This is a genomic window from Psychrobacter sp. SZ93C1 (assembly GCF_015864635.1).
GTDB classification, from domain to species: Bacteria; Pseudomonadota; Gammaproteobacteria; order Pseudomonadales; family Moraxellaceae; genus Psychrobacter; species Psychrobacter fozii.
This window is the reverse complement of record NZ_JADYWY010000002.1, coordinates 392387-418383: the sequence shown is the minus strand read 5'-3', so window position 1 is coordinate 418383 and position 25997 is coordinate 392387. Positions and strand designations below refer to the sequence as shown.

Below are 25997 nucleotides of genomic sequence, written 5' to 3'. Positions count from 1 at the left end.
GCCAATAATGACAATACGAATAAAGGGGTTTTGATGTCACCATCTTTAGAGATAAGAAACTTAGAGCTATATCGAGAAGACACGCGTCTACTAGGCATAGATGAGCAAATTTTTGGCGGTGATATACTCACCGTTATGGGGCCATCTGGTAGTGGTAAATCGAGCTTTTTGAACTGGCTCACAGGCACATTGCCCAGCGGTTTCCATGCCACGGGCGAAGCTTGGTTAAATGATGAAAACGTGTGCCAACGGCCGCCGCATTTACGCCATATTGGGGTACTGTATCAAGATCCTTTGCTGTTTTCACACCTGTCCGTTGCCGGAAATATCGCCTTTGCTATGCCTAAAGGTAATAAAAAACAGCGCTTAGAAAAAATCGAACAAGCACTAGAGCAAGTTGGATTGGCAGGCATGGGTAGTCGACATCCTGATAACTTATCAGGGGGTCAGCAGGCACGAATCGCCCTACTACGAACCTTGATGAGTGAGCCAAAAGCCATATTGCTCGATGAGCCATTTAGTAAATTGGACACGCAGCTTAGAGTCGATACACGTCAGTTGGTGTTTGAGCAAATTCGCACGTTCAAACTGCCTGCTATTATGGTGACGCATGACCACAGTGATGCCGAGGCAGCAGGCGGCAAAGTCATTCATCTAACCTGATTGTCTTAGAGCGTATCATCACTTTCGATGAATGATGACACGCCCTAGACATCAACGCGACTTACAAAAGGCCCCTCGCATGCTCGACAAATTTATCACGCCCATCATCAAACCAATACTGACCTCTGTGGTTGTCGTACTGCACAAGCGCGGTGTCACAGCAGATCAACTCACGATGGTGGGGTTTTTGATTGGTATGCTCGCATTACCATTACTCGCGTTTGAGTTTTGGTATGGGGCGCTTGCAGCCATTGCAGTGAATCGCGTTTTTGATGGTCTGGATGGTGCACTGGCTCGACATGCCAACCAAAGCTCGAGCGCTGGTGGCTATTTGGACATTACCTTAGATTTTTTATTTTATGCGGCCATACCGCTTGGCTTTATTTTGGCCAACCCTGAGCAAAATGCCATTGCAGGCTCGATATTATTAGCCACATTCATTGGTACTGGCTCAAGCTTTTTGGCATTTGCTATAGAAGCAGAGAAATTCAATCTGGATAAGCCTCAGTTCAAGTACAAAAGCTTTTACTATCTAAACGGCCTAACTGAAGGCACCGAAACCATTGCGCTGTTTGTGGCCTTTTGTCTTTGGCCGCAGCACTTTGCACTACTTGCCGGTATCTTTGCGACAGCCTGTGCCGTCACAATATTCACCCGCATTCATGGCGGCTACCATACGCTCAAACAGCTAGAGGCTGACATTCATCAAAAACCATATCCAGAAAAACAGTAAAGAGGCAAATAATGGCAAATGAGGTATGGTGGAGACTTGGCGTTTTTTTTAGCATCTTAGTCATCATGATGATGCTCGAATGGCGTATGCCTGCACGCAAAGCACCGATTAAAAGTAGCACGCGTTGGTTTGCTAACTTTGGCCTAGTGTTTGCAGCCTCTCTCATTACACGCTTAGTCATACCTATCGGGCTAACGGCTGTCGCACTTTATAACCAGCAGCACGGTATCGGCTTATTCAATATCATTGAGTTGCCAAGTATTGTGGTCATTATATTGAGCTTGCTATTGCTCGATATCGTTATCTATTGGCAGCATCGACTGTTTCATCGCGTGCCTCTTCTGTGGCGCTTACATAGAGTGCATCATGCCGATGCGCACGTTGATACCAGTACAGGGCTTAGATTTCATCCTATCGAAATCGTATTAAGCATCGTGGTCAAACTCATTGCTGTTAGCTTGTTGGGTGTGCCTGCCATCGCCGTGCTGATTTTTGAGATTACCCTAAATGGATTGGCGATGTTCAATCATGCCAATATTCGCCTAGCACCTGCGATTGAAAAACCTCTGCGTTTAGTATTGATGACCCAGATTTTGCATCGTATTCATCACAGCCAGCGTGTGAGCGAGACCAATTCAAACTATGGCTTCAGTGTCATCTGGTGGGATAAGTTATTTGGTAGCTATAAAAGTGAGGCCAAAAAATCTGATCATGAGTTGGATATTGGTCTAAAAGAGTACCCGTTGCCCAAACAAAACGCTTCTCTATGGAATCTATTATTGATGCCATTTAAAAATCAATCATTCAAAAGCAAGTAAATAACGGCATTAATACACCATGTCTACATCTAACTGTTAGATGTGGCAAAAAACACTTTAACCACTCTCATCTCTTGTAAGTACCGAGCTGCATGTCCTCCATCATAATAATTATATCAGTCCAATCTGAATGTAAACGAAATTTACAAATAACCCGAGCATTCATTCAAATATTATTTGAACGAGTGCTCAAAATGGATTATAGTGGCTGCAGTTGTTAAGCGACTCAAGCAAATACCATTTATTAATATGAGTGTTCACTCAAATAAATGTTTGATTCTTAAGTCTCTTGCACACTTACTTTATAACAATTTACTAATAATGACTAAAAGGTTTTAATATGACTGAATTTACCCTACACGACAAAGACACAGCTCCAGCAGAAAGCAAAGACTTACTTGATTCTTCTATCAAAGCATTTGGCATGGTACCTAACCTACACGCCGTGATGGCTGAAGCGCCTGGCTTGCTCGAAGGCTATCAACAGCTACATCAACTGTTTTTAGACAGCAGCTTTGATGATGAAGAAACCACTGTTGTATGGCAAACTATCAACGTTGAGCATGCTTGCCATTACTGTGTACCTGCGCATACTGGTATTGCTAAAAGCATGAAAGTAGATGACGCTATCACGGATGCATTACGTGATGAAACGCCACTACCAACTGAAAAATTGGAAGCATTGCGTACCTTCACACTATCTGTAGTCCGTAATCGTGGTAACGTTGATGACAGCGCTGTTCAAGCGTTTTTAGATGCTGGCTACACTAAGCGCCAAATTCTTGAAGTTATCCTTGGTGCTGCTCAAAAAGTAATGAGCAACTACACGAACCACCTAGCTAACACACCAATTGACAAACCATTCCAGAAATTTGAATGGCACAAAGCTGACTAATATATTTTTCAGCTAATGCTGACACAGTCCATTTGATGTTTTCATACTGTTGTTCGAAACATCTTCGGGCAGCAGTTTTTCATTTTAATTTATCGCTAATGAGAGATCCTATGGAACAGACAAAAAAACCCTTACGAATAGACATCGTGTCAGACGTTGTGTGCCCTTGGTGTGCTATCGGCTATAGTCAACTAGCCGAGGCATTAAAACAAACCAACACGCCGCACGAGATTCACTGGCATCCATTTGAGTTAAACCATAATACGCCGCACGAAGGACGAAACTATCGTGAGCATATTATGGAGAAGTACGGTACGACTGCTGAGGACATTCAAGAGAGCCGAGCTAGAATGACAGCAGCAGGTGCAGAAGCTGGATTTAATTTTCAGTTTACCGATGAGTTTCGTACTTACAATACTTTTAATACGCATCAGTTGCTGTATTGGGCCGATCAGCAAGGACGTATGCACGGCCTAAAACAAGCATTGTTCGTTGCGCACTTCGTTGATAATAAAAATGTAGCTGACAGTACCGTACTTGCAGATGTTGCGGCCGACGTTGGATTGGATCGTAGCGAAGCACTAGCGGTCTTAGAAGACCAGCGATTTGCGGCAGCAGTAGAAAAAGAAAAACAGCATTGGCAACAACAAGGCATTCAAAGTGTGCCTTCTATGGTTTTCAATGAGCGTCATTTAATTAGCGGCGCACAAGGTGTTGAAAATTATAAAAGTATTTTGCAGCAGTTGGCTGACATGCCAGACTAAATCATTTGATTGAGGTCTGATTAATGATTGCGTCTTCAAAGCTGAGAGTTTTAGAAAAGCTAAGGGTTTTAGAGGAACGGTATAGCCCGAGACTATACCGTTCCTCTAAAACCCTTTTTTTATGGAATCAACTTTTAGTGGCATTGATTTTTAATGGCATTAGTTTTTAAGGACATTGATTTTGGTAATATTGTTTTTCAATGGTAGAAAGATTAAACGGTAGCAGACTCATCGATACGCAGTGCTTCTATAGAAAGTGCCATGTCTTCAGCCAATGCGTGTACTGCTGCACTATCCACATCACGCTGTGCAAAAGCTCGCAGCCCCATCACTTCGGCCTGTAAACGGCGTGCTAGTCTTAGCGGATCCAGCTCGCTATCCATCTCACCTACCCGCTGCGCTTCGATAAAGTAACCGGCAAAACGTGTCTCCATACCTGCCAGCAGCATCTCTACTTTTTGCAGTGCCGCCTGCTCACGAGCACCCAGTTCTAGCAAGCTTTTGACTAGCATGCATGCTCGACTCGGTAGCTCTTTGTCACGAATACCGCCCATCTGACGCAAGTAAGCTGCCAACCCCAACAAGGGAGATGGCTGCTGACTCAATATACGTTCTAGCTCCGTTAGTCCAGAACGGGCGTAATAATCTAGGGCTTCTTGAAACAAGCCATCTTTACTACCAAACGCGGCATAAATACTGCCCGGGCGCATATCGAGCGCTAACTCTATGTCTTTTAAGGAAGTCGCATGAAAACCCTTTTGCCAAAAAAGCTTTAAAGCTCGTTCTAAGGAGTCATGACGATTATAAAGCGCAGTACGTGACATATTTTTTCCATTGCAATAGCCATGGCTTCATATAAGTATGAGCACAGCAATAAATTTGAATGATTGCTCAATTTTATATCGAATGGAGACTATAGTCTAGTAAAGTTACTTTACGCAATAAAAATTAGGCTATAGTCAAATCCATATAAATCCGCTACATTGTCACCCTCGCTAACCATACTAATGTATAGCTTACACTCGGTTTCCTTGTATCGAAATTATTTGAACTCAACTATAACGATTAATCGTTAGCCTGAAAAACCCCACTTGTTTAATCCAGCAATGCTAATACGGCAATAACACATGCTTGCTTTTCTGATAAGCAGACAAGCCATCTACGCCTAGCTCACGTCCGATACCACTTTGTTTAAACCCGCCCCACCCAGTTTCAGGCAACACGATTTGTTGCTCATTAATCCAGATATGACCTGCTTGAATTTGTAATGCTATCTCCAATGCTTGAGTTTCATCAGCACTGACAATAGAAGCTGCCAAGGCAAATTTACTGTCATTGGCTAAGGCGATCGCTTCTGCCTTCTCTGTAAAGGTTTTACACACCAATACTGGTCCAAATATTTCTTCTATCCATAACTGACTGGTTACTGGTACGTCTGTATAAATCGTTGGGGTTGCAAAGTATCCTGACCCCTCTACTATCTCACCGCCCGTCAAACACTCAAGATTTTCATTCACTGCAATATCAAAGTATTTTTTGACCTGATTTAACTGTTGCTCGCTAACCATTGGACCCATTTGTGTATCTACAGCAAAGCCATCACCAATTTTTAGACTTTCTGTCTTGGCCTTCAACGTTTCAAATAATGATTGAGCAATATCTTCATGAACGAGCAACCTTGAAGTCGCTGAACATATTTGACCGGCATTGGTAAATATACCGCCGATGATTAAATCACAAGCGTAGTCGATATCTACATCAGCACATACGACAATGGCAGACTTACCACCAAGCTCTAGGCTGATATCTTTGATGCCTTTTGCCGCTTGGGTCATGACTTTTTCCCCAATTACGTTGCTGCCTGTAAAGGATACTTTATCAATTAGTGGATGGCTGGTCATGGCAGCGCCAACTTCAGCCGCACCTGGCAAGATGTTGACCACCCCTTTTGGCAGCTTAATAGCAGACAATATATTGCCCAGCATCAGCTCTGGCAATAGTGTCACTTCAGATGGTTTTAATAATACGGTACAACCTGCCGCTAATGCGGGGGCTACTTTCCAAGCAGTCGTGACCATTGGAAAATTCCAAGGTACGATGAGTGCGCAAATACCAACAGGCGCGTAGGTTTTTAGCAAGCGTATGCTCGACTCACTGGTAAGTACCTCAGACAAAGTCGCTTGCTTTATGATGAGATTGGCATAATAACGATAGCAGGCAATGGCATCGCTCACATCTATTTTTGCTTCTTCCGTCGGCTTACCATTATTTAATACAGACAATCCAACCAACGTATCGAACTGCTGCTCCATTGTATCTGCAATGGCATTGAGATAACCCGCGCGTTCGTCTACCGTGGTTTGTGACCAAGAAGGATATGCTTGGCTCGCAGCGTTAACTGCCATATCTACATGAGCTTGGGTACACAAACGAGTGGTGGTGATGATGTCGCCAGAATGTGAATCATACAAGGCATGGTTGTTTGTTTTATCAGCGTCGGCTTGGTCAGAGTCAGCAGTAAACGCTTCAATCGTCATCCAGTCACCATTGATATAAGCGGCATTCAGCATCACTTCATCTTGGACGGTTTGTATGGCGCTTTCTCTACTTATTCCCTGAGAGTTCATCGTTTCCATCATGGTTAATTACCTCTTATTTTTTTATAAAGTTATCTGCATCTGCTGTTATATAAGTATTTTTTTATTCATTGAATATTTTTATGTCTAGCGCTCGTAATACTATTAACAAAATAATCGGCTTATCTGATTACAGAAAAACCGATTATTTGTACATTATAGTTGGGCCATATGCTTGATTAGTATGGGACGCGTTACTAATACAGCAGATGTGCCACAGAAGTAATCACCACCAAGCTAATAATGGTACGAAGCATAAAGATTAAGAATAGCTCTAAGACATTCAGCTTAATGTTAGATTTTAAAATCAGCGCGCCCACTTCAGACATATAAATAATCTGCGTAATAGAACAGGCACCAACGATAAATCGTGTCATCTCACTCTCGATACTTTTGCCCACCAAGGCTGGCAAGTACATATCTGCAAAGCCCATAATCATGGCAGGTGCCGCTTTGGCTGCTTCTGGAATCTGTAACCATTCAAGCAATGGTACTAGTGGTGTCGCTAACCAGTTAAAGACAGGCGTGTACTCTGCTAGACCAAGGCCAATCGTACCGATAGCAAAAATCACAGGGATTAGGCCAAAGTAGATGTCAAACAAATTGTTTACACTGCGTTTGAAAACTTGACCTAAGCTAGGCATAGAGTGTGCACGAGTCACCGCACGGTTAACTGCCCATTGATAAGTTGAATATTCAGCAGGAATCCCTTCATCTAGCATACTTTTACCCGAATGATAGGTATCAGGCTTGCGTGATAGTGGCGGTATGCGCGGCATGATGATCGCAGCGATAAAGCCAGTCAAAGCAATGGTCAGATAAAAGTAGACGAAATTATTGTCTACGCCGATGGTTTTTGCGACTACATAGGTAAAGGCAATAGACGTCACCGAAAAGGTCGTGGCAATGACGGCTGCTTCGCGCTGGCTATAGAAACTCTTGTCATACTCTTGCATAGTGACCAGCAAGCCAATAGAGGCTGCGCCAAACCAAGAAGACATCGCATCGACAGCAGAACGACCTGGCAGTTTGAAAAGCTTGATAAATACTTTACTAGAAAGCGTTCCCAAAAACTCCATCAAACCGAAGTCTGTCAAAAACGGCAACGATAAAATAGCAAAGAAAAATAAAGGAATCAGAATAGGAATCAAGTCTTCAAAAATAACACCACCGGTATTACGATTGATAATAAACTCAGGGCCAACTTGTAAAAAAATCATCCAAACAAACAACATACCCAAGAAGCGAGTGGCTAACCAAAACCAATCGACATCAAAGAGCTTTTTTACTGGTGACTCTTCATGCAAAGTGGGTTTTAATATTTTGACCGCCAAAGCCCCTATGAAGGAAATCGATACGATCGCCATTGCGATATAGACCACAAACCCGCCTAACGCAGCTTGTAGCGTATCGGTCAACACACCCAATAAAATCGTTACCTTACCATCCCACTGAAACGGTATGATAAATAGCGCAATACCTAATGCTGAAAACAATAAAAACTTCCACATGGCCGCACGCCACTGTCCTGCCTTTGGCGTTTCTGGATCGACAGTATTATTACCTAAAATCGGTTGCTGCGACTTATCCATATAGTTTGTCATTTCACTTCTCCTTAATGGGCGATGATTGCCAGTTTTTCCATTTTTCTGTCTGACCAATACCTGGGTTAAGCGAATTGGTTGGATCTAGTTTTTTATAAAAAGAATGTAATGCAGGTTTGGCAGTATATACATGGCCCACATTGTGCTCAGCAGGATACTCGATATGACGCTGATCATAAAACGCCAGTATGTCGTCCTTGAATTTTTTTGCATCTACTTCAGGGTGTAGCAGGTAGTCTTGATGCATGACATGGCAGAAAAAATGCCCCAAATAAAAAGTCTTGCTTACCCGTTCTTGCAAGTGATTGGGCAAAGACTCATCCCAATCTACGGCATTCCGTGGCAAGGCAATATCGGTCGATAGTAGCTCACCAAACGCTGTGTGGTTGAGATTGTGATAACGGAACATAGCAGCCGTGGCAGCACTACGAAACACTAATAACGCCTGTGCTTCTTTTTCAGTACACAGATGCAAGACGCCTTGATGTTGCTGTAGATGGTTTTGCAAAAATGTCTGTGCAGCAGCGATATTATTGCCATCATGTTTATCGGAATTTTCATTAATGCCATTGTCACAACCATTAGCCACTTTGATAATCAAATGATAACGGTATGATTGCGACTGCTCAGCCAAAGGCGTTGGCAATGATGGCGGCATAAAGACACTGGCCATCTGTAGCACACGGTCAGGCAAAGTCTGTGGCAATCGCCATTTGTCCAAATAATAGCCAATCTTCGTTTGTAACCGATACAGCGCACCTATCTTGCTAGCTGGGAGCTTTCGCATGCTTAAGCATGTATCGCGACCATAACGCATTGTGATGCCGTTATAGTCTTTGTGCATATACTCTGCCAATACAGGCAGGTTCAATGCACTTTTTAGCCACTGTTGCCTGAGCGTGGTCAAGGTATCAGCGTCGTTGGTCGAGATGTAGAATGTTTGCTCTTGCGTCGGTTTGACAAAGGTCGCCACTCGCACTGCAAATATGATGACCTTGCCTGCTGAACCAGACGCTTCATACAGCCCATTGGGGTCATTATTAAATCTAGCAGGTGTGTCCGCTTCACAATCACGTACTTTGTGCTGGTAATGATGGTTGGTACAGGCTTTTCTATTGCTTAGGCTATCTGAGTCTCTTTCGAACGTGCCAGCCTCTAGATTTTCAAGCATCTCCTCTGGATGTATACCTAAATCAATCCCTAAATGGTTGATTAACTCAAACTGTCCTGAGGCATTGCGTCGGGCAAACAGTGACATCTCAGTATACGCAGGACCACGTTGCACCAGCATTCCGCCCGAGCTGTTACAGATTCCGCCAATCACCGATGCACCAACACAACTAGAGCCCAACACTGAATGCGGCTCACGCCCTAAAGGTGCAAGGGTAGACTCTAATTGCTGCAGGGTCGCCGCTGGCAAGGCAATGAGTTCTGTCGCCTCATTTAGTAAGTGCACACCGTTCAATGACTGCATCGAGATCACCACCAGTGGTCTATCGTACTCACCATAAGGTGTTGAACCACCTGTTAGCCCAGTGTTGGCCGCTTGGGCGATAATAATCGTATCCACTGCTGCACAAAGATTAATGACACGCCATAGAGTCACTAAACTGTCTGGAGTCACGACAGCCAATACATTATCCGCACTCGCTTCTATAGCACCTTGTACATAAGACTGCTGTTGGCTGGGCTTTGTCATTACATTGGGCGCGCCAGCAACGGCTGCTAAGTCTGCTAACAAGCTCGCCTGCGATGCATTCAAACTATTAGACGAGTGGTGAGCATTTAACATTACAGACGTTGTTCCTTGAGTGACCAGCCTTTAGTACATTTAAATCATTATCGTCAACTTAAGTCATTATCATCCGCTTGAGCCATTACCATTAACTAAAGCAGGTAAAGCTCTGCCCCATCTCAGCGACAAATGCATCCGCTTCATCAATCTCATAAATAATAGGCTGCTTGCCGTTGATGTCTTGTTGCAGAGCTTCTAGCAATTGCTGTTTATCAGTAATTCTACGATATCCAGCGCCAAATCCTGCTGCTAAAGGTTCAAAGTTCGGTGTCTTAATATTGACACCAATCAATGGTAGGCCACCCTCTTCCATATAGCGGCGAATTTCACCATAACCTTGGTTATTCCATAGCAGGACAATCAATGGTAGCTCAAGCTCGGCGGCGCAGATGAGTTCTGCAATAGTAAATTGAATGCCACCATCACCCATTAGGCTGATCACTGGCGATTTTGAGCCAATCATCGCTCCAATAGCAGCGGGCAAGCCATAACCTAACGTGCCAAACCCTGTCGATGAGTTAAACCACCTGCGGGGCGCCAACGCCTCAAAGCCAAGATTGCCGCTATAGACAGTTTGTGTCGAGTCACCAACGAAGATGACGTCTTTGACTTCATCGCGAATAAGTTGAAGCAGTGCATTTTGACCCGCAAAATCTGGTGTCATATCTGCTAACAATGCCTGTTTTGCCTCAGCGACTCGCACTGTTGCTTGATTATCCAACTTCTGACTTTCTAAACGTGTGCAGAGTCCGCTAACAGCCATTTGCGCATCGGACAATACCGCGATGTCGGCTCTAAAAGGACGATGCAGTTGCTGAGCATCGCAGTCAATACGAATCAACGTGCCATTGATTTTAAACTCGCCATTAAAGAAGACATCATAGTCCGTCTCGCCAAGCTCAGTGCCAATGGCCAATACCAAGTCAGCCTCGGTGATAACGGCTCGACCTGCCGCTAATGACTGGTTGCTGCCTAAGCTCAACGGATGAGCAGGTGGTAATAGACCTTTAGCATTAATCGTCAAAAACGTCGGTGCATCGATCAGCTCTGCCAGTTTTTGTGCCGAACTATCGACATCAACGCAGCCGCCACCATAAAGTAACACTGGATTCTTCGCTGCTTTTAACGTCTCAACGATTAAATCAAGCTGCGCAGGATTAGGCAGTGGTCTCATAACTTGCGGTAACGTCAAAGCGATATTACTAGCTTGGCTAGCTTTAGAGCCGTTTATGCTAGGCGGCTTAGCCACGTGGCTGGCATCGGCAGTGATAACATCAATGGGCAACTGAATGTGAACTGGTCCCGGACGCGCACCATTAAATAGAGCGAAGGCTTCTGCGATGACTTTCGGTAGCGACTCAGGCTGCCAGATGGTTTTGCTCGTGAGTGCAACTTTACTGACCATGCCCTGCTGATCATGTAATTCATGTAAGTGCCCTTCCTCACTACCGGTATCTTTTACTTTATTCACACTAGATATCACTAGCATCGGTATAGAATCAGCGAGTGCCTGTGCCATCGCTGTCATGATATTGGTCATACCAGGGCCGGTAATAATGAAACAAACCCCAATCTTTCCAGAAGCACGATAGTAACCATCCGCCATAAACCCAGCGCCTTGCTCATGACGCGGTGTCACGTGACGAATATCAGTATTGGGCAGGCCGCGATACAGCTCTACTGTGTGCACACCGGGTATACCAAATACGGTCTCTACGCCATAATATTCTAGCCATTGCACTAGCAGCTCACCGCAGGTTAGAGATGGGACTGTAGATAAATCAGAAGGCATTTGCGTCAATTGGGTCATGAGTTTTTCGTCCTGAAAAATGTAATAAGTATTAAGTTAAGATTTTTATGTTGGTTAGCTATTTTTTTAAATATGTCTTGAATGCTGTCAATCATAAATCATGGTGACGTAACCAATCATCAATCATGACGTTTAAACGTTTACCTGAAAAACTAGGAAAATGACCGCCGTGGACAACTCGTACAGGTAATGCATTTAAGCGGCGCATACTCTTGGCATAATCAGACATATTGCTGTGCCATGTATCTTCGATTAATGGACCGTCATAGATAAGATCACCAGAAATCAAAGTTTCGCTAGCCGCTTCCCATAAGGCGATACCACCTGGGGAGTGACCGGGCGTATGAATCACTTCAAATTGACGATTGCCCAAATCAATCATGTCACCATCCTCAAGTTGCATGATTTTCGCTGGTGCAGCGATTTTATAGCCGCAATGAGCATAAGGCTCAGGAGGTAGCGCATCAAACATCTCATCGTTGACAAACATATCAGCCAAGGTGCGAGCATTGTCTGGCTCAGCAAGAATATGGGCTTCAGCAGAATGTACATGGCAGCAATCAAACTCGTTTGCCGCGCCAATATGGTCAAAATGCGTATGGCTAGCAACACCAATGATATCGCGATCAGCGAGCAGAGCGACGTGGCGGCGCAATGGTACAGCACCTAACCCAAAATCTACTAATAAATCGCTTTGACTGCCTCGCACGTGCCATAGATTACAGCGAAAAAATGGCTTGATCCACGGCTCATCGATGAGCGTAATACCATCACTGAGCGTGGTTGTTCGATACCAGTTTTCTGGTTTGATACGTGGTAATGATTGCTCACTCATGAGTCCGCTCCATTAACAACATGTGTATCCTTAAGAACACGCAGGTCTTTAAGGTAATTTTGGTGCGTACGACTCTCATCAATGCAGGCGAGATCGATATCTACTATCATGCTGCCAGCTGCTAAGCCAAGTCGGCCAAGAACCTCACCATCAGGACCAGCAACGATGCTATTGCCACAGTAATGGAGCGTTTCTTCCACACCTGAGCGGTTGATACAAGCAACAAAGCACTGATTGTCCATTGCTCGAGCGCGAATTTGTAGCACCTGACGCTCTGCATTCGGCAACATATTTGCCGTAGGTGATAATATGATTTGAGCACCTGCTTGCGCCAGCTCTCTTGCTACTTCTGGAAACTCATTGTCATAGCAAATCATCAATCCTAATTTACCGAATCGAGTATCAACCACACAGGATTGCTTACCTGCGGCAAAGTAGTCATTTTCGCGATCCCATAGGTGACGTTTATGATAAGTCGCAAGGTGCTGTCCGTTGTCATCTAACAATACGGCAGCATTACTAAACTCACCATTAGACCCCTGCTCAGCCAGACCAAACAGCAAGTGCACGTTGTATTTATTAGCAAGCTTGGCAGCTTCGGTGACGATTGGACCATCCATCGCTTCAGCGAGATCATCAAGGCGCTCAAAGATATTGTAGCCTGTGAATGCCAGCTCTGGCAGCGCCAATAAGTCTACTTTGGCTTCTGCTGCTAGACGACAGAGTGACTCCAATGCTGCTAAATTAGCAGTAGGCTCAGCCCATAAAGGGTCCGTTTGAGCAATCATCAATCTCACAATGAAGACTCCTTTTGAGCAGAAGTGATCGCACTATTAGGACGAGTGAATAAAGTAGCACCTAACCAGTAAAGTCCACCAGTGATGATAAAGACGGGTAACGAGGCTCCAAAAGATGGCGGTGCTATCAAGGTCCAGTAAGCGGCAAGCGATGCACCCATTATGTAAGCCACGATAGCAATTTTTGCAGTAGGACGGCCCAATTGCTTAGTAGAATTAAGCAGCTTTTCTGTATAGCCTTCTTGACCAACAAGATAGTAATCAACAATCATGACTGAGAATGCTGGGATGAACAATGCACCGACGATTAACAAGAAGTTTTGGAATTGATCTAAAATACCGGGAATCAGCGCACCAAAGATAGTGACTAAACCGATGATAAGTGCAGGTTTCCAAAAGCTCATATTAGGCGCGATGTTCATACAGGATAGCGTGGCGCTATACACGGCCATCACATTGGTTGTCATGACTGAGAAGAAAATAACCAATGCTGCTGGTAGACCAAAACCAAACTCAGCGAGCAAGCGTGTCGGATCGTAAGTCTGCTCCATGCCGTTTAGGATAGAGAGCCCTGAGATTGTCGCACCCAAGCCCATAGCAACGATGGCCGCTATGATATAACCAAAGTAGGTACCCCAGACTGCGATTTTAGATGTCTTACAATTGCGGTTGTAATCAGCTGCCGAAGACATCCAAGAAAATGCAGTGGCGATGACGATATCAAAAGCGATACCTAGCGTAATACCATTACGCGATTCAACTGGCATCTCAAATAGTGTAGAAACGTCATAATGCTGATTTAACTGATAGAGCACCACGACGGTAAGACCTGCCATTGCTAGTGCTGCCCAGCGTTCAACAAGCTCAATACCAAGATGACCACGTAATACAATCAACACCACGACTGTCTCGCACAGAATGACAAATAGCGGCAGATTGCTATAACCTGTCGTGGCTTCAACGGCATAGTTCAGGCTCATGCCAGCGAGCAAAGCCTGAATACAACTCCACGCGATGAGCACGCCCATGTTGACCAGTGAAATCAACTGACTACCCAGTGGTCCATAAGCTCTACGCGTTAGTGCCATTGATGGCAGACCAGTACGCTGACCCATCAGACCAACTAGGAGTAAAGGAATTGCACCGATCAATGAGCCAATGAGTACTGTCGTTATAGCGGTGGTAAACCGTAAATCAGGTACTAACAACATCCCAGTTAAAATAGTCGTGACCACTATATTGGCACCGAACCACAGCGCAAACGTACCAATCGAACCTAAACTGTGTCCAGCCTCATTTGGAGAGAGCGTATCTTGACCAAAAAATGAAGAAGGTTTACTCATGAGCGTCTTCCTTAACCGAGTTTTATTAATACCAGCAAGCCAGTTGCACTGGTGACGATGCAGCTATCCGGTCATATACCATATTTGGATAGCTACCCTATGCTCCTAATTTAACCAATAAGAGAGAGCTACTACCCCATCCCTTTGTAGTTATCATTGCGAGATACTCCTATTAGCAAACAACTTAGACATTATCGTCGTAACGCACACCCGGTAGAATACATAGCATCTCAAACAATAAATTTGCAGCGAGTACAGAGGTGTTACCAAATGGATCATAAGGTGGTGATACTTCGACCAAATCACCGCCGACTACATCTAGACCGCGCATACCACGAATGATTTCGATACCTTGAGTTGATGTCAAACCACCGATTTCCGCAGTACCAGTACCAGGTGCAAATGCAGGGTCAATACCATCAATGTCAAAGCTTAGATAGACAGGACCATCGCCTAGCTTTTCGCGTACTTCTGCCATCAACGGAGCCAATGACTTGTACCAGCATTCCTCAGCAGGCACAACGCGAAAGCCCTGCTCGGTCGACCAGTCAAACTCTTCGGCACTATAACCTGTACCACGCAGACCAATCTGTACCACACGGTTGCCATCGATTAGGTTTTCTTCGACAGCACGGCGAAATGGTGTGCCGTGGGCGATTTTTTCGCCAAACATATCATCATTGATATCCGCATGAGCATCGATATGCACCATACCGACAGGGCCGTGTTTTTTGGCAAGTGCACGTAAGATAGGAAGTGCGATGGTATGATCGCCGCCTAATGTTAGTGGAATCGCGCCGTGTTTAACGATTTTGTCGGTATAGAATTTTTCGATGATATCGACGCTTTTTAGGAGGTTAAAAGTATTGATGGGTACATCACCAATATCAGCGACTTGTAATGACTCAAAAGGGGCAGCGCGAGTGGCCACGTTGTAAGGACGAATCATGCGTGACTCATCACGAATCTGTCTCGGGCCTAGTCTCGCACCGCTACGGTTCGATGCACCGATATCCAAAGGCACGCCAACAAACGCCACATCTAGTCCTTCGGCGTCAGCTTGAGTTGGCAGGCGCATCATGGTGGCGAAACCACCAAATCTTGGCATCTCGTTACCGCTTAGTGGCTGATTGAAGCTCATAAATTACGTCCTTATTATCTGTTAATTAAAATACACAATTTGCTACATACCCTTGACAATACCTAAATATAAGATGGCAAACCATGGTAAAATTCAGAAGTAAACTTCTAAATTTTCGTAGTAAAACAGACTTATACGTTATTAGCAGAAGTTTGTTGAAGAGAGTATTTATCGGAGGATGGTTCTTGATATTAGATGAGTTGATAAAAATAGACGTAAAAACCCTACGTAGCTTTATGGCCATCGTAGACTGTCAGGGGGTAACGGCAGCTCAGACGCGCCTAAACGTCACCCCTTCGGTGATTAGCGGTCATTTAACCCATTTAGAAGACCGTTTGGGCATGACGTTATGCCATCGTGGTCGTGCAGGATTTAAGCTGACAGAGGATGGTGCAGCGGTTTATGAGGCTTGCGTTGCCTTTACCGAATCAGTCGCCAACTTTCAACATCAGCTGCATTATATTCAGCAACTAGACTCCGTTCATGGCGGGCACATTAGACTGTGCCTAACCGATCAAATGCCCAAGTTTTTTTATGACGTACTTAGACAACGGCTGGCTAACAGCTACCGTAATAACCCATTGATACACTTTTCTATTGACGTGCAAAGTCCTGAAAGCATGATAGAAAAGCTCTTAAGTAATGAGAGTGATATTGGAGTTGGTTATTTTGGCAGTTTTCCACCATTACTGACGTTTAAGCCAGCATTTGTAGAGAGACAGGTCGTGTGCTGCGGACGCGAGCACCGGTTATTTTATAATTCAGAAGGTTTGACATTAGAGGACTTAGAACAAAACCATCCGTGGATAAAAAGAGGCTATATTACTGATGTCAGCATCCATCATGTACGCCCCAAAACATTAAGCGCTACGACGTATCATATGGAGGCTACTGCACAGTTGATTCTGGCCGGTCACCATGTTGGCTACTTGCCTCGTGACCTAGCCATGCGCTACGAAAGAGAAGGTTTGATGAAAATATTACTGCGAGAGGAAGCCAGTTATGCCGTCGAGCACCATTGGGCGTATCGCCAAAACCAACACAAACACATTGCTGATTTTTTGAATAAAATGATGAATTTATTATAGAAAATCACTGACCTATAGTGGGTGACTCTCGGTGTTTTAAGCCAATGGTTCGCAGTCTGCCTTTGTCATCGACTTCTTTGATGACCAGTGACCACTCGTCGCTTATTACGACAGTGTCACCAGAGACTGGTGCAGTATCCAAACGTTGCTTAACATACTCAGCGACTGTCTGATCCCACATGTTTTTTGAACCACCTTTAGGCTTTGGTTTTAGGTTATCCACTAGAGATTCGGACGTCATCGCGCCAGTAAAAAATGGCAAATCGCCGAGCTTGACACTGGGTGATAGCAGCCAATCTCCATAAAAGTCGTCAATTGCTTTATGATTCAAAGTCGTATCATTAAAGATTTTGGCAATCTTGCTGGCGTGATTGCCTCGCATTGCATACCAGACGCTATCACCAAATTTGAGCTTCGTCTCTTCATCAGTAACGACAATCTGCTGTCCACGTACCAGTGCAAAAATACGAATCTCATCAGGGTTGACACGCTTAGAGATCTCCAAGGGATGTCGACCGATAGCAAAAGCACCTGATTGAACTTCGAACTCATATAGAGTAATACTGGCTTTATCAGACACCCAAACTTCGTGTTCTTCTTTTGGGTCTTTGTTCGTTGGAATACGTACCTTAAACAAATTCGCCATGATAGGAATGGTCGTTCCTTGCAAAATCAAAGACACAACGACGACGCCAAAAGCAATATCGAACAGCATAAAGGCATTGTCTATGCCTGCCATCACCGGTAAGAGAGCCAATGTAATAGGTACCGCACCACGCAGTCCGACCCAAGAGATAAAGCCAATTTCTCTGTCTTTAAACTTGAATGGTTTGACACTGGTATATACGGCGATAGGACGAGCTACAAAAATCATAAAGGCCGCTATCGCTACTGAATAGTGCCAGACATTGAGAACATTCGATGGCGTGACCAATAGTCCTAATACAACAAAAAGCACCGCTTGTGATAACCATGCAAAGCTATCCATGACTCGCATCACATGCTCAGTCGAGCGCACTTTGTGATTGCCAATCATGACACCCGTGAGATACACCGCCAAAAACCCACTACCGCCCAACATATTGGTAGCCGCAAAAACGGCCAAGCCAGCAGACAGAATCAAAATAGCATACATACCCTCTGCCAAATGCACCTTGGGCAATAGCCGCGACAACAAATAACCAAAGAGCAAACCCATGCCCAAACCAACGCCTAACTGCTGCAACAGCAAACCTAAAAATCCAAGTACGCTCTGACCATCCGGATCAACGTTTAGGGCAATCAAACCAGTGACCAATAAAATAGCCAATGGATCGTTGCCACCGGACTCTAGCTCAAGCGTGGCTTGGACGCGATCGTTGAGCTTGACACCGCCATTACGTAATAGAGAAAATACTGCTGCCGCATCGGTCGAACCAACAATGGCCGCCATCAATAGACCAAAACGCCAATCGACATCGAGCAACCAAGTGACGAATACCCCTAGCACCATGACCGTGGCTAGCACACCCCACGTGGCCAGCGTAATCGCGGGCTTGAGTCCGACTCGGAATGACTTAAAAGAAGTACGTAGACCACCATCTAGCAAAATACAGGCTAAAGCTGCCTGCCCGACGAAATTGGCCAACGCGTATTGAGAAAACTCAATCCCTAAGATACCTTGCTCGCCAGCCAACATGCCTACTATCAAAAACAATAGTAACAAGGGAACGCCCAAGCGCGCTGACAATGTACTGGCCATAATACTGGCGAAAATTAACAATGCTCCTACGAGATATAGGATATTTAAGGTATCCATCTTTTTTTAAGCCCTATTTTTATCAATGGTGATGAATTAAGTTGGTGCGAAAATATTACAATTTAATCTTTTACCTTTACTAGTAAGATCCAGATCTAAATATAGTTGATTCAATTTAAAAAAGAGTCAGGGTAACCGAGTGTAGCTGTAACTGTGATACTTCAAGCGAGGTTGACGCCGTCACTCTTTTATATAGGATTAACTGTACTAAAAATATCATTAAGAATAACATCTACTATCATGTCTATAAAAACTATCTATAAATATTTTTACTAGCATTTTCTTTCACTTTGATCATGGTTGTATAAGTGAGTGTGATGACACGTCTTAAGCCCTATAAATACAGTTGGAACTGTTTTGCATACTATTTTAGAGACTCTCTTCAATACTGACTACGCTTGTATATATTGCCACGTAAGCACTAAGATAGCGGCAGCAATCATCCAAGCGACAACTCCCAGCATCAATGCTTTATATAAGCTGACATAGCCAATGCTAAAAAACACCACAAAAGTATAGATAAGATGAGGTATGACGCCGAGCATGCTAAATATCAAGGCGACTTTTAAATCAGCAGGGCTACGCTCGGTACCAACAATGAAATGGCTGATCAAAGTAAACGTGGGAAAAAGTGGCGCAAGTGCTGCCAAATAGAAAAATCGAGTTTGTGCAAATAATTGAATCGCCAATACCATCAAGGCACCAATAAGCATTTTTAGCCAAATCATGATGCGTTCTCTCCTATCGCATATTAATCGCTTAATTTATCACGATAATGAACGCACAGAACAAAATAGCTGATAATAAATAATGAGAATCCTAAAATACAAAAAAAGCCCTACTTAGCATTGTGCCAAATAGAGCTTTCACTGTCTAAAAACTAAAAAAAATTGATATAAAAACTAATTTTCTTTATGCACTGCTATTCATTTAAGAAGGCTTTAGTGCCGCGCTGATGTCTGCTAATAATGGCGGGATATCATGTTTGTCGGCGATGACTTCTAGCATCACCAACTTATCCGTGGTCACTGCTGCTTTTTCGAGTGCTGCTTTCAACTCACCAGCGGTCTCTACTTTGATCATCAAGCTGTTTTCTTCAGTCGCACCAAAGGCTTGTGGCATCAACTGCCAATTGCATTTAGGAATATCATTGTAAGCTTGATTTTCACCATGAATTGCACGCTCTACCGTGTAGCCATCATTATTAATCAACACGATGACTGGATTGGTACGCTCTTGGATCATCACCGCGATTTCTTGAATAGTGAGTAAGGCAGAACCATCACCAATCAACAACACACTACGCTTGTCTGGCGACGCAATGGCAGCACCCAAACTTGCGGGCAGCGTGTAGCCAATCGAACCCCACATTGGTTGCCCGTAAGACGTAACACCCTGTGGCAAACGCACATCACTAATACCAAAGTAAGCCGTACCTTGTTCAGAAAAAACCAAGTTATTATGATCTAAATGGTCTGCAATAATATGCCACAGATCGTCTTGGCGAATGGCCTCATCGTCTTTGCCGTTTTGCTCGTGAGGGTTGACAGGCTCACAGAAAGGTTTTGGCACGATTTTGATACCAGAGGTCATGACTTCATGCAAGACTTGCAGCGCATCTTTTAGCGCAATCGGTGCAAAATTTTGACCGCTGATTGATGCACGCTCATAATGCAAATCTACTACCACATCTTCGTTGATATCTTGACTGAACCCTGCCGTAGTTGTATCCGTATATTGCACCCCTATTTTGATCAGGCATTCGCAGTTTTCTACTACGTCCTTGACCACAGGGCGTGAGGCGACGCCTGCATAAGTTCCTGCCCAGCGATTACTGTTTTCATCAAGTAGCGTTTTACCCCAAGACAGCGTGGTATAAGGAATATCCGTATCAGCAATCAGTGCTTTGAGCTGATTTTGCAACCCTAAACGATGCACCATTAAATCTGCCATAAGCGTCGTGGTTTTATTCGGTAAAAACGCTATAAGCGCTTGCTTGAAATCCGCCAATGCCGCTTGGCTAGTGATATCTTCTTGGCTGTCAATCAGTTTTGTAGTTGGTGGGTAAATGGGCATTTTTGCCACATCAGGTGATAGCAGCAGATAGCCAGGACGATGTTTCTTAAGAATCAAGCGGATGACACGATCAATCTCTGAGGCTGCGTTTTCTGGTGTGAGTTGCGCCCGTGCCACGGTTACTGGCTCTACCATTTTAATAAAGTGATTGAATACGCCATCACCAAGCGAGTGATGAATACGGCGCTTTGAGTCTTGTAGAGCGGTACTTGGCGCTCCCACAACATGCAATACAGGTGCGTACTCAGCAAAAGAGCCTGCCGTCGCATTAATCGCTGACAACTCCCCCACACCGAAAGTCGTGACCATCGCCGCAAACCCACGCTCACGGGCGTATCCATCTGCAGCATAACCAGCATTTAGCTCATTGGTATTACCCACCCAACGCAATTTATCAGAGGCAAGAATGTTATCCAAAAAAGTTAAATTAAAATCACCAGGGACACCAAATATCTCCGATGCACCCGCTTCTGCGATGCGATCAAACAAATAATCAGCGATGGTATATTGTTGACTCATTTTATATCCTTATGACTTATCATTATAAGTATTGACGATTGTTTATATAATTGAAGTAAATTATAAATCGTATTCCAGCCTATTTATTCAATGCAAAGCTTTTGGAATAGTTTTTATAAGAAACTGTTATAACATATCTATGCAGTTGGATGACATGCCTGTTTTACTAACTTTACTTTTTTTTAACGTAAGTGTTGACAGGTAAAAAAAACTGCGTATAATACGCCTTCATCAACTGACGATAGTTAATTGATAATTAGCGGGAATAGCTCAGTGGTAGAGCATAACCTTGCCAAGGTTGGGGTCGAGAGTTCGAATCTCTTTTCCCGCTCCAAATATGGCTTGAAAGAGCACTAAAATCCTTACTTCTTATTTAAGAAGTAAGGATTTTTTTTGCCTGATTTTCGGGGCTTTTAGAGAAATTCTCGAAATATCGTTTTGAATATAGTTAAGTCTAACTACTCAAAAAAAATCCCGTTTCCATGGTGGTGCCCAAACTGTGCCCTACCCTAAAACCTCACATACATAACTGACCATACTTTGGCTATATCAGCTATTAAGCATAATGTGATGAATGTAAAATTTCTATAACAACTTCTCTTAAATATAGTTTGAGCTTAGTGGGCTAATAAATTGCGCTCGAAAGAGATACTATTAAGATTTTATATGAGATTGTGATTTTTTAACATTCAACCTCTTACTGCACACTATTAATGAAAGCATCTGTCTTCATATAATCTTCTAAGGCCGTTGTAAACCTTTCAATGGCTTTCAACCTACTTGACTTAGGGTAGCGATTCGTCACTTGATAACAAGTATATTCGGGTGCAAGTACGCTAAGCTCAGATATTTTAACAGGGTGGATTCTTTCAAATACACGTGCAATCCAAACAGGGACGATAGCCCATTTTTCTTCAAAGTCAAAAACAGTGAATAATAGTGAAACCGTATCAACACTAGAATACTCATTCTGATTTTTTTCCCACCAAAAATTGTGCCATATATGGTATTCAGAAACACTTGAAAAAAGAATTTCATCAGCTGTATCTAAATCATGCGGGTGAACCAATCTAGCATATTTTGATGAGATGGAAGAAATAATAACTCCTCTAGATTTAAATAAAGGTTTAGATATAGCATTTGGATATTTTAATGAATTAAGTGTGAAGCCGATATCGATATCGTTATTCTCAATGAGGTCATAAATAGTTTTGCTCCAGTGAGAACTCACATTTAAAGTAATCCCATTGCTGCTTTCACTAGCTTTCTTATCATCTGTATTATTGTTATTAATCAATTCTTTATATAGATTTGAAAACACACAAGTATTTAAACTATCAATACTAGCTACACTTAAGTTCATTTTAGACTCTTGTAATGCCCATATTTTCGTTTCCCGCCATAACGCTTTCCAACGCATTGCTATTTCAACAAACTCCTCTCCCTTTTGTGTCAAGGTGACTAGCTTTTCACCACGGCCACGTATGAATAACTCACAGTCAAGATGTTCCTCTAGAGCGCGCAAACGATGACTAACTGCCGATTGAGAGATGAACAGATTTTTGCTCGCTAAAGATAAGTTCTTTGTTTCTGTGATCATCAAAAATGTTTCTATTTGCTCAGTCTTCATTAGATTACCTCATGTTTATATATTAATAGTTTGAATATATCTAACCTCTTTAATTCATTATTATAATATTAACTGTAATGGTAGATTTAGGGGTGGATAAATTTTGTACCAATAGTTGCAACATTGTTCCTACAGCATTAACTAGCCTTGCAGGTTAGAACCTCACATGAACGTAACACATAGGAAGTGTCATTATGAGAAAAAAAAGGATGCAACTAAGTACTAAAGTATTCATTGGATTTGCCATAGGTATAGCCGCAGGTATCTTCTTTAAAGAACAAGCGCTGATCGCAAAGCCCATTGGAGATCTGTTCTTAAACCTAATCAAGATGATAGTTGTACCACTCGTGGCTTTCTCAATAGCAAGTGGAATCTCCAATATGGGAGACATACAAAAGTTAAAACGTGTGGGTAGTAAAACGTTACTATTTTATGTCGTAACCACTTTGTTATCAGGAGTCATTGGACTTATTGTTGCAAATTTATTAATGCCTGGACAAGGTTTTGAGATGAATATTATTTCAACAGATCCAGTTGTAATAAAAGAGATGGCTAGTGTCTCTGAAACCCTGTTAAGCATGGTACCGACTAACCCTATTCAAGCGCTTGCTGAGGGTAACTTAATGCAAATTATTATCTTCTCTTCCTTTTTTGGTATTGGAATGACAATACTAGGCAAACAAAGCGAGCCCTTCAAGAAAGTTGTTGATAGTGGAACGGAAATAATGCTTAAGGTTACTGACATTATTATGGGATTTTCTCCTTATGGTGTTGCTGCACTAATCGCTGCCTCAGTTGGTGAGTATGGCTTGGAGATATTTGGACCGTTGGCTAAATTTATTTTGGCTGATTATGTAGCGATGATCTGCGTTGTTTTATTCTTATATATCTTCCTATTAAAGTTCGTAGCTAAAGTAAGTTTAAAAGAATTTTTCAAACATATCCCTGCCGTTTGGGCTATCACGGCAAGTACAACAAGCAGTTCAGGCTCTCTTCCAGTCACCATGAAAGTAGCAGAAGAAAAATTTGGTGTGACAAAGGAGCTAGCAGGTTTTTCTCTTCCTCTGGGTGCAACGATTAATATGAATGGCGCAGCCGTTTATTTCGCCGTTGGGACTATGTTTGTTGCTCAGATATATGGCATTGAGATGACACTCTTTCAACAATTTATGACCATCACTATGGCAACGCTAATAGCAATTGGTTCGCCGGGGATTCCAGGTGGTGGCATCGTGATGATGGTTATTCTATTGGACTCAATTGGGTTACCTGCTGATATTATCGGCTTAATTGCGGCAATCTACAGAATAATTGATATGGGACATACCACACTCAACGTAACAGGCGACATGGTTTCAATGCTTTGTATTGCCAGAATAGAAAACTTATTTGAAGACGAGATTGAACCCAATCAGGAAGTAAAATTAGCCAAAACATAACTCTCTTACATTACACAATAGAGCTAAAACTATTAAACAAAGCAGAGAATACGGTGTTGTGACTTTATTATCTGCCTTGCTTACTCACTCTTAATTTTCAAAAAAATAATAGGATAATCGTCATGAAATACAACATTGAACAAGGTGAGCTTTTTAGTGAGTCCTTGAGTGAGATGATTAAAGACAAGTTTTATCACGTGGATATCGACCCAATTAATAAAACAAAAAGGCTTTTCTTTGATAACTCAGGTGGCTCATTTAGATTAAAAGCGGCCAGTAATATTTTTAAAGAACTAGATGAATTGCCAGACTGTCCAGAGCATGGCAATACAACTGCGAAATGGCTGATGGATATCCAAGAAGAAGGGTATCGTTCCATAGAAACCATCTTAAATATTGATAAAGGCAGTATCGTTACATCGCTCACTGCCTCTATGGTCATGTTTGATATAGTCAGAACTGTGATGGAGAATGTACCTGGCAATAATGTGGTGACAACCTTGTTAGAGCACCCTTCGGCTTATGACGCAATGGCTTCTTATGCCAAGGCAACAGGGAAAGAGTTAAGAGTGGCTAAGACTAACCCTGTGACAGGTGGCGTCGATGTTGAGGAAGTGATCAAACTGATTGACCAAGATACGTGTTTATTAAGCTTTATGTATGCATCAAATGTGTCTGGTGCCTTGTTAGATGAAGCCAAAATAGTGGCCGAAGCAAGAAAAATTAAACCTGATCTGTATATTGTGGCTGATGCCGTACAACATGCACCACATGGGATTATCGATGTGAGCAAGGTAGCCGTTGACGGGATTAATTTTGCGCCTTATAAGTTTTTTGGTCCACGTGGTTTTGGAGTTGGTTATGTATCAGAGCGATTGGCGAAATTACCACACAATAAGTTAATTGCGAAGCCACATGATTATTGGCAACTTGGTAGCCCTGCCCCAGCACATTTTGCAGCAGTCACTGAAGTCGTCAATTACGTGTGTTGGTTAGGAGAGCAGTTCATTACTTCAACGAAAAGAAGATATCTTTTTGTAGAAGGTATGACCCGTATCAAATTGCATGAAAGAGCTTTAATGCACGCAATGTTAGAAGGCACTGAAAATGTGCAAGGATTAAGACATATAGACGGCGTAAACGTCTATTTAGATTGCAAAGACTTGACCCAAAAAGACTTTATTATGGCTATTGGTTTTGACAATTTAGAATATAAGAAAGCCGTAGATCATTATGAAGCCGCAGGGGTAGTCACTTTCGAACGTTTACTATCAAGCCCTTACTCCTCAAGAATGTTGGAATCATTTGGTTTGAAAGGATCAATTCGTGTATCACCTATCCACTGCCATAATCTACAAGATATAGAAGAATTTTTAGAAGTTACCAAAACACTTTGTCAGATGCAGTAATTTAACTTAGCTTAAAGGCTTTTAATCATTCCGACATATAACAGTTTTGACTGAAATGAAGTTATATCATTCACCTCATTTTAGTCAAAATATAGCTAATACAACGAGTTTGCCAAGTTTTCTTGTATACCTTTTTTAATATAGAACGACATAGGTTGCGCAATATTTATATCGTTAGTATCATTTCAGTTTTGAAATGACTCA

At 42.9% G+C, this 25997-nt stretch carries 21 protein-coding genes and 1 tRNA gene; 9 read left to right on the top strand and 13 right to left on the bottom strand.

Translation table 11 applies throughout. The features are described 5' to 3' along the window. Window positions 1–33 precede the first annotated feature (33 nt). From I6E83_RS04640 to I6E83_RS04620, 5 genes are all read left to right on the top strand, one after another. On the top strand, window positions 34–663 hold the full coding sequence (locus tag I6E83_RS04640) for an ATP-binding cassette domain-containing protein (protein WP_197100152.1): 630 nt from the start codon (window positions 34–36) through the stop codon (window positions 661–663). Window positions 664–742: 79 nt separating this feature from the next. Beyond that, a complete protein-coding gene (locus tag I6E83_RS04635; protein ID WP_197100151.1) occupies window positions 743–1396 on the top strand; it encodes a CDP-alcohol phosphatidyltransferase family protein in 654 nt (217 codons plus the stop codon). An 11-nt stretch (window positions 1397–1407) separates the two neighbouring features. Beyond that, entirely contained in the window at window positions 1408–2214 is an 807-nt protein-coding gene (locus tag I6E83_RS04630; RefSeq protein ID WP_197100150.1) for a sterol desaturase family protein, read from the top strand. Between the two features lie 340 nt (window positions 2215–2554). Then, complete coding sequence (locus tag I6E83_RS04625) at window positions 2555–3109, top strand: carboxymuconolactone decarboxylase family protein (RefSeq protein WP_110922828.1); 555 nt, start codon at window positions 2555–2557, stop codon at window positions 3107–3109. 110 nt (window positions 3110–3219) lie between these two features. Continuing rightward, window positions 3220–3873, top strand: a complete 654-nt coding sequence (locus tag I6E83_RS04620; RefSeq protein ID WP_197100149.1) for a DsbA family protein — start codon at window positions 3220–3222, stop codon at window positions 3871–3873. A 212-nt stretch (window positions 3874–4085) separates the two neighbouring features. Here the strand turns inward: I6E83_RS04620 and I6E83_RS04615 are convergent, their stop codons facing one another. From I6E83_RS04615 to speB, 9 genes are all read right to left on the bottom strand, one after another. Further along, complete coding sequence (locus I6E83_RS04615) at window positions 4086–4697, bottom strand: TetR/AcrR family transcriptional regulator (RefSeq protein WP_197100148.1); 612 nt, start codon at window positions 4695–4697, stop codon at window positions 4086–4088. Window positions 4698–4982: 285 nt separating this feature from the next. Next, on the bottom strand, window positions 4983–6512 hold the full coding sequence (locus tag I6E83_RS04610) for an aldehyde dehydrogenase family protein (RefSeq protein ID WP_197100147.1): 1530 nt from the start codon (window positions 6510–6512) through the stop codon (window positions 4983–4985). A gap of 194 nt (window positions 6513–6706) precedes the next feature. Beyond that, window positions 6707–8113, bottom strand: coding sequence for a YjiH family protein (locus I6E83_RS04605; protein WP_197100146.1), 1407 nt, complete (start codon window positions 8111–8113; stop codon window positions 6707–6709). Between the two features lies 1 nt (window position 8114). Continuing rightward, window positions 8115–9905: a D-lactate dehydrogenase gene (gene dld / locus I6E83_RS04600; protein ID WP_197100145.1), complete on the bottom strand. Its 1791-nt coding sequence runs from the start codon at window positions 9903–9905 to the stop codon at window positions 8115–8117. Between the two features lie 91 nt (window positions 9906–9996). Beyond that, window positions 9997–11718 carry a 5-guanidino-2-oxopentanoate decarboxylase gene (locus tag I6E83_RS04595; RefSeq protein ID WP_197100144.1) on the bottom strand — a complete coding sequence of 574 codons (1722 nt, stop codon included), beginning with the start codon at window positions 11716–11718 and terminating at the stop codon, window positions 9997–9999. A 91-nt stretch (window positions 11719–11809) separates the two neighbouring features. Further along, complete coding sequence (locus I6E83_RS04590; RefSeq protein WP_110922821.1) at window positions 11810–12553, bottom strand: MBL fold metallo-hydrolase; 744 nt, start codon at window positions 12551–12553, stop codon at window positions 11810–11812. Next, window positions 12550–13341, bottom strand: coding sequence for a carbon-nitrogen hydrolase family protein (locus I6E83_RS04585; RefSeq protein ID WP_227680814.1), 792 nt, complete (start codon window positions 13339–13341; stop codon window positions 12550–12552). The genes I6E83_RS04590 and I6E83_RS04585 overlap by 4 nt, the downstream gene beginning before the upstream one ends. A 5-nt stretch (window positions 13342–13346) precedes the next feature. Continuing rightward, on the bottom strand, window positions 13347–14693 hold the full coding sequence (locus I6E83_RS04580; protein WP_197100142.1) for a purine-cytosine permease family protein: 1347 nt from the start codon (window positions 14691–14693) through the stop codon (window positions 13347–13349). A 184-nt stretch (window positions 14694–14877) separates the two neighbouring features. Continuing rightward, complete coding sequence (speB, locus tag I6E83_RS04575; RefSeq protein ID WP_110922817.1) at window positions 14878–15834, bottom strand: agmatinase; 957 nt, start codon at window positions 15832–15834, stop codon at window positions 14878–14880. Window positions 15835–16019: 185 nt separating this feature from the next. Here speB and I6E83_RS04570 point away from each other — a divergent pair, with 185 nt between their 5' ends. Beyond that, window positions 16020–16922: a LysR family transcriptional regulator gene (locus I6E83_RS04570; protein ID WP_227680805.1), complete on the top strand. Its 903-nt coding sequence runs from the start codon at window positions 16020–16022 to the stop codon at window positions 16920–16922. Between the two features lie 4 nt (window positions 16923–16926). Here I6E83_RS04570 and I6E83_RS04565 read toward each other — a convergent pair whose 3' ends face one another. The 3 genes from I6E83_RS04565 to I6E83_RS04555 all read right to left on the bottom strand — a co-directional run bounded on the left by I6E83_RS04565 (window position 16927) and on the right by I6E83_RS04555 (window position 21315). Then, entirely contained in the window at window positions 16927–18720 is a 1794-nt protein-coding gene (locus I6E83_RS04565) for a potassium/proton antiporter (RefSeq protein WP_197100141.1), read from the bottom strand. Window positions 18721–19112: 392 nt separating this feature from the next. Further along, complete coding sequence (locus tag I6E83_RS04560) at window positions 19113–19448, bottom strand: GlpM family protein (RefSeq protein ID WP_110922815.1); 336 nt, start codon at window positions 19446–19448, stop codon at window positions 19113–19115. 202 nt (window positions 19449–19650) lie between these two features. Continuing rightward, entirely contained in the window at window positions 19651–21315 is a 1665-nt protein-coding gene (locus I6E83_RS04555) for an alpha-keto acid decarboxylase family protein (protein ID WP_110922814.1), read from the bottom strand. Between the two features lie 259 nt (window positions 21316–21574). Here I6E83_RS04555 and I6E83_RS04550 point away from each other — a divergent pair. Next, a tRNA-Gly gene (locus I6E83_RS04550) sits at window positions 21575–21649 on the top strand. Window positions 21650–22012: 363 nt separating this feature from the next. On the opposite strand, the gene I6E83_RS04545 is transcribed toward I6E83_RS04550, so the two are convergent. Further along, window positions 22013–22945 (bottom strand): LysR family transcriptional regulator, encoded by a 933-nt coding sequence (locus I6E83_RS04545; protein ID WP_110922813.1) that lies wholly within the window; start codon window positions 22943–22945, stop codon window positions 22013–22015. A 194-nt stretch (window positions 22946–23139) separates the two neighbouring features. Here I6E83_RS04545 and I6E83_RS04540 point away from each other — a divergent pair, with 194 nt between their 5' ends. Both I6E83_RS04540 and I6E83_RS04535 read left to right on the top strand, forming a co-directional pair. Then, the gene (locus I6E83_RS04540) at window positions 23140–24384 is read left to right on the top strand and encodes a dicarboxylate/amino acid:cation symporter (RefSeq protein WP_110922812.1); all 1245 of its coding nucleotides are present in this window, start codon (window positions 23140–23142) and stop codon (window positions 24382–24384) included. Between the two features lie 122 nt (window positions 24385–24506). Then, window positions 24507–25793 (top strand): aminotransferase class V-fold PLP-dependent enzyme, encoded by a 1287-nt coding sequence (locus tag I6E83_RS04535; protein ID WP_110922811.1) that lies wholly within the window; start codon window positions 24507–24509, stop codon window positions 25791–25793. The last annotated feature ends 204 nt before the right edge of the window (window positions 25794–25997 follow it).

Coding starts and splice junctions, on each gene's coding strand:
- I6E83_RS04640 (WP_197100152.1), top strand. CDS start 34: ATGTCACCATCTTTAGAGATAAGAAACTTAGAGCTATATCGAGAAGAC.
- I6E83_RS04635 (WP_197100151.1), top strand. CDS start 743: ATGCTCGACAAATTTATCACGCCCATCATCAAACCAATACTGACCTCT.
- I6E83_RS04630 (WP_197100150.1), top strand. CDS start 1,408: ATGGCAAATGAGGTATGGTGGAGACTTGGCGTTTTTTTTAGCATCTTA.
- I6E83_RS04625 (WP_110922828.1), top strand. CDS start 2,555: ATGACTGAATTTACCCTACACGACAAAGACACAGCTCCAGCAGAAAGC.
- I6E83_RS04620 (WP_197100149.1), top strand. CDS start 3,220: ATGGAACAGACAAAAAAACCCTTACGAATAGACATCGTGTCAGACGTT.
- I6E83_RS04615 (WP_197100148.1), bottom strand. CDS start 4,697: ATGTCACGTACTGCGCTTTATAATCGTCATGACTCCTTAGAACGAGCT.
- I6E83_RS04610 (WP_197100147.1), bottom strand. CDS start 6,512: ATGATGGAAACGATGAACTCTCAGGGAATAAGTAGAGAAAGCGCCATA.
- I6E83_RS04605 (WP_197100146.1), bottom strand. CDS start 8,113: ATGACAAACTATATGGATAAGTCGCAGCAACCGATTTTAGGTAATAAT.
- dld (WP_197100145.1), bottom strand. CDS start 9,905: ATGTTAAATGCTCACCACTCGTCTAATAGTTTGAATGCATCGCAGGCG.
- I6E83_RS04595 (WP_197100144.1), bottom strand. CDS start 11,718: ATGACCCAATTGACGCAAATGCCTTCTGATTTATCTACAGTCCCATCT.
- I6E83_RS04590 (WP_110922821.1), bottom strand. CDS start 12,553: ATGAGTGAGCAATCATTACCACGTATCAAACCAGAAAACTGGTATCGA.
- I6E83_RS04585 (WP_227680814.1), bottom strand. CDS start 13,341: ATGATTGCTCAAACGGACCCTTTATGGGCTGAGCCTACTGCTAATTTA.
- I6E83_RS04580 (WP_197100142.1), bottom strand. CDS start 14,693: ATGAGTAAACCTTCTTCATTTTTTGGTCAAGATACGCTCTCTCCAAAT.
- speB (WP_110922817.1), bottom strand. CDS start 15,834: ATGAGCTTCAATCAGCCACTAAGCGGTAACGAGATGCCAAGATTTGGT.
- I6E83_RS04565 (WP_197100141.1), bottom strand. CDS start 18,720: ATGGATACCTTAAATATCCTATATCTCGTAGGAGCATTGTTAATTTTC.
- I6E83_RS04560 (WP_110922815.1), bottom strand. CDS start 19,448: ATGATTTGGCTAAAAATGCTTATTGGTGCCTTGATGGTATTGGCGATT.
- I6E83_RS04555 (WP_110922814.1), bottom strand. CDS start 21,315: ATGAGTCAACAATATACCATCGCTGATTATTTGTTTGATCGCATCGCA.
- I6E83_RS04545 (WP_110922813.1), bottom strand. CDS start 22,945: ATGAAGACTGAGCAAATAGAAACATTTTTGATGATCACAGAAACAAAG.
- I6E83_RS04540 (WP_110922812.1), top strand. CDS start 23,140: ATGAGAAAAAAAAGGATGCAACTAAGTACTAAAGTATTCATTGGATTT.
- I6E83_RS04535 (WP_110922811.1), top strand. CDS start 24,507: ATGAAATACAACATTGAACAAGGTGAGCTTTTTAGTGAGTCCTTGAGT.